The organism is Pantoea sp. RG18, assembly GCF_025910075.1.
GTDB classification, from domain to species: Bacteria; Pseudomonadota; Gammaproteobacteria; order Enterobacterales; family Enterobacteriaceae; genus Pantoea; species Pantoea agglomerans.
Genome location: NZ_JAPCIL010000016.1, coordinates 62,269 through 72,735 on the forward strand (window position 1 = coordinate 62,269; position 10,467 = coordinate 72,735).

A 10,467-nucleotide genomic window follows, 5' to 3' on the forward strand; every position below is an offset into this window, starting at 1 on the left:
ATAAATCCCCACAGGGTTAAGTCAGATTAGAAAGATTCTAATCGGCCAATTGCCAGATCGCCCAAGCCTTCAGAACGTCCATTTAAGGAAATCCGTTCATGCAAAGAGCGGTCAAGCCTGATGCTCATGGCACGGATGGAGTCAACCAAATCAGCACAGCCAGAACTGAGAAAACGATCCTGAACCATACCGAACTCAAGGTTGTATATGACGTTGATCTGAACAGCTATCGTGAAGGGCAGCTCACCGTATAGGTGCACCTGCTCGTCAAGATCGTCCAGACCAAATCGCTGATAGGCTAATGCCGTAAGCATGTCGCACTCGTATTTAGCTAACTGCAGCATATCTGCCAGGTTTGTTGAAATAGTCATATTCCACGTCCCTTTACTGATATGCATAACGCAGGTTTGCCATCTGATTCGCCAGCTTCAGTGCAAAACGGCGAGCCTGACGGTAAGAGCGGAATACCTCATCCGGCTTTTTCAAAGAACCAAACCGGTGATTACCGTAAAACGTGCCGGAACGAGTAAGTATGCCGGCCGTCCATTTTCCTGAAGGTAACTGATGAACCTGAACCTTAAAGCTGAGTGAGCCAGTCCGGTTCGTTATCCACTCTTCTTTTCTTTTGCCGGCCGCAACGCGATCCCTCAGGGATAAAGCTGTAGCGAAGGCTGCTGAAAAGATGCCTTTTATGGAAAGGGAGGTTGGTAATAAAAGGGTAATCATGGTGTTTCTCCTGTAAAACGGGAAACACCTGCCCTGTCGGGAAAGATGTTTCCCGAGGGGGTCCGCTGAGCGGATGGATGGTTAAGAAAGTAATCAGTCCTGACCCGTTAAGACGGTAAGTGTCGCCAGTGCTGACGTTGCCATTTGCGCCGTTTTACGGGCCGCTCTGAACGTATGAAACTCACCGTGACGGCTGTGCACAAATGCTTCCGACGGCTGTCCGTCGATCATCTTACGGGCCATAACAATGGCGTGGTAACGACGATCGTCAAACCAGACGTGGGAGCGGTATTCATGCAGACCGGAGGGTGAGGCAAGCCAGGGCGTTCTTCTGATAGCAGCTTTGAGTCGGGGACAGTCTGAAACAACGCGAGTTGTGGCAGAACGGGCCAAATCAAACGGTTTGCTGAGCTCAGTAAGAAACGAACGGATAAGTGACATGATTTCTCCTGAAAACGGGAGAAACATGAGCCCGCTCGGGAATGTTTTCCCGAAGGACGTAAGGCCGAAGCCGGATAGTTAAGAAACTACATGTACCCCGTTTATTTCCTGTGCGAGAGTTTGTATTGAGCACACCAAATCTGCACAGGCCGGGGCAAGAAAATGTCCTATATCAATTCCGTACTCGAAGGTGAAAATAGCGATTTCACTATCGATATGCACTTCATGATTAGGATCATCTATGCCGAGTTTTTTATAAGCTAATGCAGTGAGCAATTCGCTCTCGAATTCAGCTAATCTCAGCATATCGGACAGAGTTGTTGATAGATTCATCATAGGTATAGTTTCTCACGATAAATGGAGAAACATTAGCCCGATCGGGAATGTTTCCCCGAAGGACAAAGGCCGAAGCCGGATAGTTAAGAAACCTCGATCGTCACGCATTAGGAGCGAAAACTGACGATATCTGCTTCCAGAGGTGAGCAGATGTACCACACTTTACGTGTACTTCCTTGCAGGCTTTGGAAGTGTTCGTTTGTAGCTACCCGAAGGCGGTCATCTCAAGCTACGAGACCATTGGTGGTTGTCCGAAGACAACGTGCGAAACAGTTTAATAATAACGTTTATTGTACTTATTGTTCAAGAAAATATTATTCATCATTGATCATTCGATTATATACGCGGGCAACATATGCACCCCGCCCGTCGCCATGCCCAAGATCCATTGAAACAAGCGCCTCAGCCTCCTTACGACTCATTCCATTTTCAACATGAAAATTAACAGCGTCACGAGCATAAGCATATCGCAGGCTGTGCGGGGCATTAACGCCGGTCATACCATTTTCTCTTAGAACATTATGAAAACGGTCGAGCGACTGATGAAGGGTAGGTTTATTAATCAGTCTTCCATTATTTTCATTTGCATAAGAAATGGCTTGATTCAATAAGTGCATGACTTTCTCACGCTCAAATATTGTGACGTCCCGTGCCCGCCCACCTTTTGATCCAAAAACAACGCTTATTTTATTTTCACCGGCAGCTAAAGTTTGCTTCCAGGTTTTCAGGGATTTTGCTGACTGGACAACTTCTTCTGCACGAAGACCTATATATCTTGCAAGCTGAACACCGATCGCCACTCCTTCATCTTTGAGCGAGACAGCAGCCACGATTTCGGCCAGTCTTTCATCAGTAATTGCAATTTTCTTCCCTTCCCTGCTCGCCCCTGAAATATTCAGCGCCTCATTGCTTAACTTTTCATGCGAGGGATTAGCAAGGATATTTCTGCCTCCCTGTGAAAGCACAGACCGAATAGCAGCCATTTCATTCTGCAGCGTTCGGGAAGATATATTCTCTTCCTGTCGGCTTCTTATATAATTCTCGATATGCTTTGTTTTAACATGGCTTACGTCCCGAATCTGAATATTAAGGGTTGCTAGTCGCTCCGAAAAGCGGCTGGCAATCTTAGAACGATCTGAAACAGTTTTAAAACTTCCTCCGCCCTGGCGTGCCAGCGTCACGAGTTGTTTACTTAATTTATTGGACATATTCACCTCTGCCAGAATCCAGAACATTCAGCACGCCTGTGCTGACCGTTCTGTAACTCTGTGCGCTTACATCTCTTCCCCGACGGCGTGGTTGCCTTTGCGCTTCCTGCGGCTCAACTGGTATCTGTGCATCGGGGCGGCGAAATGTTGAGTTCTTGCGAGGCTTCCCCAGGTCTCTGACCTGTTTGCGGCTTGCGCCGTGCTGACGTGAGTCAGTCTGCCTCCGTACATCAGTTTCCTGATGTCGCCATCGATACCGAGTCGATCATTCTCCTTCTAGTTAAACGCCCCTGACGTTTCGTTCGTCAGTGCCGCGTTGTGGTTAATAAATAGCCAGAGTTGTTCTGAAAACACGTACTACGTGCACGTCAGATTGTACCGGCCCGTTGAAAACCGCACTGTACGTGGGTTTGGACGTTATGCGCTGCGCGCGTCACTTTGTTCTCGTTTCACTCGAACCAAAGTGACGCCGCGCAGCTTCATGCTCCTAATGCGTCTTCCGCAAGCGCCCAAATGTTCCAAATGGGCTTATGCGTCATAGCAAAAGTCGGATGCAGCTCAGGCCGTACACCTGAAAAGCTTCATAACGGAAGTGTGCGAAGCAGCATAAGCTATGCCGTTCGTGAGATGCCTGGCGTATGTAAAAGCCGTGGCTGAGATGTGTATATAAACCTTCATCGTCTGCGACATAGATGCGCTGTTAAAGACGATATCCGCTTCCAAAGGTGAGCAGATTTACCACGCTTTTGCGTTCTCCCTTTCAGGCTGCGGGAGTGTTTCTTGTAGCTACCCGAAGGCGATCCTCTCAAGCTACCGGACCATTGGTGGTCGTCATCGACGACATAGAACAGTTGAAAATATATCAATCAATCTGTAGAAATGTCAAACGTTAGATTTGCAATTAATATATACAACAAAAATCAATCACAGGAGGAACCGTGAATATTGAATGGTTAAGAGGAATAAGCTTTATATTACCAGCAGCTGCAATGGCTCTTAATTTTTCTGCAAGATTTAAAAAGCTTACAAATGAGAGGATATCTGTTTTTAAAGATATAAAGCCACTTTGCGCAGCGATAGAAATGGAACCCTATGAGATAAAAGCGATTGACAAGGAAATAAGAAATCTGATTCTACTTGAGGCAACAGGAATAAGAGACCCCCTTTTGGCGCGGCAGCATTTGAAAATACTAAGCTGTAATGATGTTACTGATATTCAAAAGTCGAGAATTAAGAGACTTGCACACTGCATTGATCAAGAAACTAATAACACCGCAAATGAAAATAAAGAGGTAACATTCAAACTTAACAAGAGCAAGTATATTAAAAAGAGGAATGAAGGCGCTGGATTTTTAATTACATTTCTGGCTACTTACTACATCTTTTTCTTTTGTTCTTTTACGGTTCCCGAAAAGGATGTTGTAGTAGCTATAGGAATGTTTATCACATCCATTGTACTTTTAGTTCCTATATTAGTAACAGTTGCCACATACCCCATGTACGGATTTTATAAGAAAAACAAAGAAATCATAGATTCATTGAATAGATTTCGCGATGAAAGTTAAGATTTAATCAGGCGTTGGTAGCAACTACCGACAGATGAATTTTATTATTAACTTGAGGGTATTAATTTTTAACAATCAATAACAATGAAGGAAATAAAATAGTCATAAAGTGGCTATGAATTTTCCGACAATTGCATTTTTAATGTAATTATCATTATTGTGCAGTATTACACTACTGAGGCGTTTAGTTTCACTGTATTAACAGTATGCAGGCCGGCCTAGAAATTCCCGCTAATTTTTCTGCCGGATTTAACAAGTGCAGCGCCGTGTAGGCCGGTATGGGAATCGCCCCTACATTTTCTGCCAGGTACTGCCAGTTCAGCGCAATAAAGGCCAGTATGGGAATAGCCCCTACTTTAGCTATTGCAGGCTGATATGGGAAACAGCCCTACTTCCGGACGCGCACGCACCGCAGCTGGTACGCCGGCGCGGGATATGGGAAACAGCCCTACTTCCGGACGCGCACGCACCGCAGCTGGTACGCCAGCGCGGGATATGGGAAACAGCCCTACTTCCGGATGCGCACGCACCGCAGCTGGTACGCCGGCGCGGGCTATGGGAAACAGCCCTACTTCCGGACGCGCACGCACCGCAGCTGGTATGCCGGCGCGGGATATGGGAAACAGCCCTACTTCCGGACCCGCACGCACCGCAGCTGGTACGCCAGCGCGGGATATGGGAAACAGCCCTACTTCCGGACGCGCACGCACCGCAGCTGGTACGCCGGCGCGGGATATGGGAAACAGCCCTACTTCCGGACGCGCACGCACCGCAGCTGGTGCGCCAGCGCGGAATGTGGGAAACAGCCCTACTTCCGGACATGCACGCACCGCAGCTGGTGCGCCGGCGCGGGATATGGGAAACAGCCCTACTTCCGGACCCGCACGCACCGCAGCTGGTGCGCCAGCGCGGAATGTGGGAAACAGCCCTACTTCCGGACATGCACGCACCGCAGCTGGTGCGCCGGTGCGGGATGTGGGAAACAGCCCTACTTCCCGGCGTGCCGGAATGGCTGCTGAGCCGCCGGCGCCCGTTATGGGAAACAGCCCTACTTCCCGGCGTGCCGGAACGGCCGCTGAGCCGCCGGCGCCCGTTATGGGAAACAGCCCTACTTCCCGGCGTGCCGGAACGGCCGCAGAGCCGCCGGCACCAGTCATGGGAAATCGCCCTACTTCCGGACGCTACGTGATGGTAGCTGGCACCTCGGTGCAGAATATGGGAAACAGCCCTAGTAGGAATGTAGGGCCGTAGTGAGGAAGGTACAGCTGAGGGTCTGATAAAATAAGTGAAATATCTTATTGTTTTGGATAGATATTAAAAATCAACTTCCCGTTAGAATCTGCTTGATAAGAAACCCGCAAAGGGGTTTTATCATTGATCTGTCTTAGAGCAGGTTCTAAAAATGTACGTTTGAGTTCTGCGAGATTAGATTTCTGAGACTCGGGCAGCATGAATCTTTCAGAGAGCCAATCATGCGAAGTGACCCAAATCTGAGAGCTTCTGAACTGGCAGAGGCTCTCATAAAGTCGCACAGTACGCGGGTTTTTGAGGCTTCCACAGTCCCTGAGTGAGTAGGTAGTGAACTGACTGCCCAGTACATACAGATAAGGCAAAACCTTATGGTTAAACTCTATTTCCCATAACCCTTTACTGGAACGTCCTCCTGCTTCTGTTAACCAAGGACGTGCGATCACATCGTGGCGGCCAGTCTTGGGATAGAAAATGATGGCAGAACGTGAGAGCTCGAACACACCTTCTTTAACGTCACGACTAGCCTGATTACGGCTTACATTGAAGATATCTTCGTAATCTGCAACAGCAACGGTAAATATTGGATTTGCAGACTCCTCTTCATCAGTGAAGTAAGTTTGCATAAGACATAGCCACAACACACGTTTTGCCTTCAAAGACAAATGATAAGCAGCTTCAGTCAGCTCATTGGATTGCTTAACATTTATCTTTTTTTTCAACACATTAGCCATAGCAATAATCTTTTATGGGTTAATTTATGTCCCCCACAATATCATTCAGTACACACAAGTCAACTAATTATTAATTTGTGTGTGATGTAGGGCTAATTCCCATAGCATCTAGGGCTGATTCCCATACGAAGAAGGGCTGATTCCCATATTAAGTAGGGCCGATTCCCACAATATGTAGGGCTAATTCCCAGAAACAAGGCAATTTTCCTCAATAAAATCATTACTTTAAACCACTCTAAAAAGCTTTAAAAAGATATAAAATACTAATTAAAAAGCTATTAAAAATAGTGCTGTGGATAAGTGGATAAGTTAACCTCGGCATAGAAACCGGCTTCACTACGTTCACCCGGTCAACCCCTCTGCAGCGCAAAAACAAGTTTTGCACTGCCTCGCGGTTTTGATTCAAAACGAACGAATCTTCACAAGTACAGTGACTTTATACTTCTATTGACTATGACAAGCGCTACACTTAACCTTCTACAAAATGATGATTTTAGGTGACATATGGCGCAGAAAAAACAAATGACACAGCAGGAATGGGATCGATTAGTTCCAGCTATGGCAACTTATGCGCACATAACAACTGAGATCGGTTATGCAGTTTTAGTTGAAGGCGAAAGGCAGACAGATGTAGCCGTTCGCGTAGGTCGGACAAAGCAAAACGTGGCAAATGCAGTAAAGCGCATATGGGAACTCTACCAACAGGTGACAACTGATGATGGAGAAAACCTTGAATTAGTCAGTGTTTGGTTGCCAAAACCGGAAGCGGATAAAGTAAGAACGATCGCGGCTAAATTTTCAATCAACGGTGATAAAGTTAAATCGTAGAAGATGGAGCACAAATGGCGTTTCAATCCCCTGCAGCTAACTTCACAGAACAACGTCTTGATTTTACTAACCTGGTAAACCTATCCTCACATTCCTCATACGTCTTCAAAAGCGCAAGCGATTATCCTGATATTGGTATACTGAAAGGGTCATTACTGGCAGTAGATCGAGCAATCCCCTTTAAACACGATCAAATCGTCATTGCTAACGTTGGTGATGATCTTGTACTTCGCCGCTTATTACTCACTCCGATAGCAGCCCTCCAGGAACTGGATGGTCCTAAAACAATTACACCAATGCCGTCCAACCAAGATGTACCAGTCTGGGGTGTAATCGCATACGTCCTGACTGATATGGCTGGCTCAGGCTTTAATTTCAACGAAGAAGCCTAACTAATCCCCGCCTACAAATTTAATCTTGTAAAAACCCCCCGCAGAACAAATACTGTATACATAAACAGTATTTTGATGAGCTATCCCTATGTTTGCGCTTGCTGACGCTAATAATTTTTATGCCTCTTGCGAAAGGATCTTCCGCCCTGACTTGAAGGGGAAACCAATTTGCGTTGTGTCTAACAACGACGGATGCGTGATAGCACGCTCAGCTGAAGCCAAAAAGTTGGGAATCCCTATGGGTGCCCCACTTTTTAAAAATGAGCGTTTTTTCCGCGAAAATGGCGTGATTGTTTTCTCCAGTAACTATGCCTTATACGGCGATATGAGTAATCGTATGATGTCGATTCTTGGGGATATGGCACCTGGACAGGAAATTTATTCGATCGACGAAAGCTTTTTGGACTGCACCGGTATTGCCAGTTACATGCCTTTAGAGGAATTTGGTCTTCAAATGCGTAGCCGTGTTAAGAAAGAAACCGGATTAGTAATTGGCGTTGGTTTTGGGCCTACAAAAACCTTGGCTAAGCTGGCTAATCATGCGGCTAAGAAATGGAGTAAAACCCTTGGCGTGGTTGATCTCTCATGCCCGGAACGTCAGCGCAAACTGATGGCGATAGTTGACATAGATGAAGTCTGGGGTGTCGGAGGGCGTATCAGAAAACGGCTGGAGGCCATGGGCATTAACAAGGTGCTGGATCTGGCTAATTGCAACACCACTATGATAAGAAAAAATTTTAACGTCGTTCTTGAGCGTACAGTTCGAGAATTGAATGGAGAGTCCTGTATAGCTCTTGAAGAGGCTCCCCCACCCAAACAACAGATCGTATGCTCCAGGTCATTTGGACAGCGCATAACTGGGCTGGAGGACATGCAGCATGCGGTTGTAACGTATGCCAGCCGAGCTGCAGAAAAAATTCGAGAGCAGGGTTCAAAATGTAGGCACATCAGTGTCTTTGTAGCCACTGGCCGCTATGGCGATGAACCTCAGTATGCTAATACTTCATCCTTAACCTGTGAATATCCAACTAGTGATACGCGTGACATCGTGGGTTTTGCTATCAGGGGCTTAGATAGCATATGGCGTGATGGTTATCGATATGCCAAAGCAGGCATCATGTTAGGTGATTTTTACCAATCCGGAATCGCACAGCTTGATATGTTTAGTGAGAACCAGCCTAAAGCCAATGCGGATGCCTTGATGGCAGCTCTGGATACAATCAATAAATCCGGGCTTGGGAAGGTTTGGTTTGCTGGTCAAGGAGTTGATAACCCATGGCAGATGAAAAGAGAAATGCTGTCGCCCAGATATACAACAAGCCTGAAGGAATTGCCCATCGCTAAATAATACACCTAGCTATATAAAGATGGAGCTGATCAAATTTATATTAGTTACATCATTCAAATAAACGCTAAATGCACTAGGAGTTTTAACATCAAGATTTGTATCGTATTTAATTCTATAATGTATATACATTTGAATATGCATAAGCCTACATTCAAGTATATCCATTTGTATATACATAAGAGAGCTCAATGAGATTGCCTGTATTTTGGTTAACGTCAGTCAATTAAATTGACTAGGTTTTATGTATATACATTTGCATATTCATGAATCTGCATTTGAGTATACGCATTTGTATATACATAAGAGAGCTCGATGAGATTGCCTGTACTTTGGTTAACGTGAGGAAGCTAAATCGATGAGGCGCAATGTATATTCATTTGTATATACATTGCGCTACTAAAATTAAGTATTCTCAACAAGGAGCTGAGCAAGCTTTTCAATGAACTTATCGTCTTCAAGATAACAAGCTGCTCTGAGAACTCGAGAACGAGTAATGTTTTTCTGAGGCAATTTCTCCTGAACTTTTTCAACCAGCATCGACAGAGCGTCATCGTCTAGGCCAGTAAGGCGAAGGTTCATCTGTTTGCCTGTAGTGATATTTCTTCTCTCAGTTACACGCGTTACACCTTTTGCTATGCGATCACTTCTTGCCACTTTCAGCCTCCACAATCTGCTGCAGAAGTTCTTGTGTTAGCGCTTTATAGTCACGGTAGGGACGTTCGTTTTTAGCAAACATCATCACTGGTCGATGAACATCTGTAGCCTGCTTAAAAAGTTCACTCTGACGGATTTCAGTTTTTGCTACTTTGTAACCAGCCTCACTGATGTAACCATCAATAGCTTTTTTCATTTTTGAGTGGGAGTCGTTAACTTTTGTCTTTACAAGTGTATATACAAAATCTTCATTGCGTCTTACTTCTCGTACAACCTGGAATAGATCATCTATACCTTTCACAGCCCTGCGGTCCATGTCTACTGGCACGACAATTTTATCGGTTATAAGAAGAGCATTTTCGATACTTAGGTCGATAGCTGGTCGAAGATCGATAAGTATAAAATCATAGGTAGTTTTAAGTCTGCTTAGCCCTTCGTCCAGAATATTCAAACGGTGACGGAAGCGTTCGGCACTACGAGCTTCAACAGCAAGGGTGATGTCGGCTGGAATGACATCCAAGTTTTGGATAACGTTTTCTCCATCAAGAGCGTTATAAACCAGCTTATTTGTATCAAACTTAGGGTCTTCAAAGAGATCGGTGATTGTATAATCTTCCTCACCCCGACCAACGTCATCACTAAGGTTACCCTGATGATCCAAGTCAACTAGCAGGGTCTTATAACCTGCAGCAGCTAGTGCGCAACCCACAGCAATACAGCTCGTTGTCTTAGCCACGCCACCTTTACTGTTTGCAAAAGAAATTATGTAGGGCTTTTTCATTTAGAGCTCCATGTATATACAAAAGTATATGCATGATACATCCAATAGGTTAAAAGTCAATGTATATGCTTTTGTATATACACGTGGAGGGCTGGTGTGTCTGTTACTGCTCTTATGAAGGGGCTGCCACTTGTTTGCTTGTCATGTCAGTAATGGGATCAGTGCTCAAATGGCGAGTCAGAGCAGGCAAGTAGAGAAAAAATTTT

At 45.4% G+C, this 10,467-nt stretch carries 13 protein-coding genes; 4 read left to right on the forward strand and 9 right to left on the reverse strand.

Going from position 1 to position 10,467, the window contains the following annotated elements:
- Window positions 1-26: 26 nt before the first annotated feature.
- The 5 genes from OK409_RS18820 to OK409_RS18840 form a co-directional block, all read right to left on the reverse strand.
- Window positions 27-371 carry a hypothetical protein gene (locus tag OK409_RS18820; RefSeq protein ID WP_140034311.1) on the reverse strand — a complete coding sequence of 115 codons (345 nt, stop codon included), beginning with the start codon at window positions 369-371 and terminating at the stop codon, window positions 27-29.
- Window positions 372-384: 13 nt separating this feature from the next.
- On the reverse strand, window positions 385-726 hold the full coding sequence (locus OK409_RS18825; RefSeq protein WP_140034310.1) for a hypothetical protein: 342 nt from the start codon (window positions 724-726) through the stop codon (window positions 385-387).
- Between the two features lie 93 nt (window positions 727-819).
- Window positions 820-1,167 (reverse strand): hypothetical protein, encoded by a 348-nt coding sequence (locus tag OK409_RS18830; protein WP_140034309.1) that lies wholly within the window; start codon window positions 1,165-1,167, stop codon window positions 820-822.
- Window positions 1,168-1,245: 78 nt separating this feature from the next.
- Complete coding sequence (locus OK409_RS18835) at window positions 1,246-1,503, reverse strand: hypothetical protein (RefSeq protein ID WP_140034308.1); 258 nt, start codon at window positions 1,501-1,503, stop codon at window positions 1,246-1,248.
- Window positions 1,504-1,817: 314 nt separating this feature from the next.
- A complete protein-coding gene (locus tag OK409_RS18840; RefSeq protein WP_140034366.1) occupies window positions 1,818-2,711 on the reverse strand; it encodes an integrase domain-containing protein in 894 nt (297 codons plus the stop codon).
- Window positions 2,712-3,649: 938 nt separating this feature from the next.
- Here OK409_RS18840 and OK409_RS18845 point away from each other — a divergent pair.
- Window positions 3,650-4,276 (forward strand): hypothetical protein, encoded by a 627-nt coding sequence (locus tag OK409_RS18845; protein ID WP_140034307.1) that lies wholly within the window; start codon window positions 3,650-3,652, stop codon window positions 4,274-4,276.
- A 356-nt stretch (window positions 4,277-4,632) separates the two neighbouring features.
- Here OK409_RS18845 and OK409_RS18850 read toward each other — a convergent pair whose 3' ends face one another.
- Window positions 4,633-5,433 (reverse strand): hypothetical protein, encoded by an 801-nt coding sequence (locus OK409_RS18850; RefSeq protein ID WP_140034306.1) that lies wholly within the window; start codon window positions 5,431-5,433, stop codon window positions 4,633-4,635.
- A gap of 138 nt (window positions 5,434-5,571) precedes the next feature.
- Window positions 5,572-6,258 carry a replication initiation protein gene (locus tag OK409_RS18855; RefSeq protein WP_064691066.1) on the reverse strand — a complete coding sequence of 229 codons (687 nt, stop codon included), beginning with the start codon at window positions 6,256-6,258 and terminating at the stop codon, window positions 5,572-5,574.
- Between the two features lie 504 nt (window positions 6,259-6,762).
- Between OK409_RS18855 and OK409_RS18860 the strand changes: the two genes are divergently transcribed.
- The 3 genes from OK409_RS18860 to umuC all read left to right on the forward strand — a co-directional run bounded on the left by OK409_RS18860 (window position 6,763) and on the right by umuC (window position 8,826).
- Window positions 6,763-7,086: a TrfB-related DNA-binding protein gene (locus tag OK409_RS18860; protein WP_140034305.1), complete on the forward strand. Its 324-nt coding sequence runs from the start codon at window positions 6,763-6,765 to the stop codon at window positions 7,084-7,086.
- A 14-nt stretch (window positions 7,087-7,100) separates the two neighbouring features.
- Complete coding sequence (locus OK409_RS18865) at window positions 7,101-7,478, forward strand: peptidase (protein ID WP_133846937.1); 378 nt, start codon at window positions 7,101-7,103, stop codon at window positions 7,476-7,478.
- Between the two features lie 88 nt (window positions 7,479-7,566).
- A complete protein-coding gene (gene umuC, locus OK409_RS18870) occupies window positions 7,567-8,826 on the forward strand; it encodes a translesion error-prone DNA polymerase V subunit UmuC (protein WP_140034304.1) in 1,260 nt (419 codons plus the stop codon).
- Between the two features lie 402 nt (window positions 8,827-9,228).
- Here the strand turns inward: umuC and OK409_RS18875 are convergent, their stop codons facing one another.
- Together OK409_RS18875 and OK409_RS18880 are read right to left on the reverse strand one after the other, a co-directional pair.
- The gene (locus tag OK409_RS18875) at window positions 9,229-9,480 is read right to left on the reverse strand and encodes a hypothetical protein (RefSeq protein WP_128755156.1); all 252 of its coding nucleotides are present in this window, start codon (window positions 9,478-9,480) and stop codon (window positions 9,229-9,231) included.
- A complete protein-coding gene (locus OK409_RS18880) occupies window positions 9,467-10,261 on the reverse strand; it encodes a ParA family protein (RefSeq protein WP_140034303.1) in 795 nt (264 codons plus the stop codon). Before OK409_RS18880 ends, OK409_RS18875 begins: the two co-directional genes overlap by 14 nt.
- Window positions 10,262-10,467 lie beyond the last annotated feature (206 nt).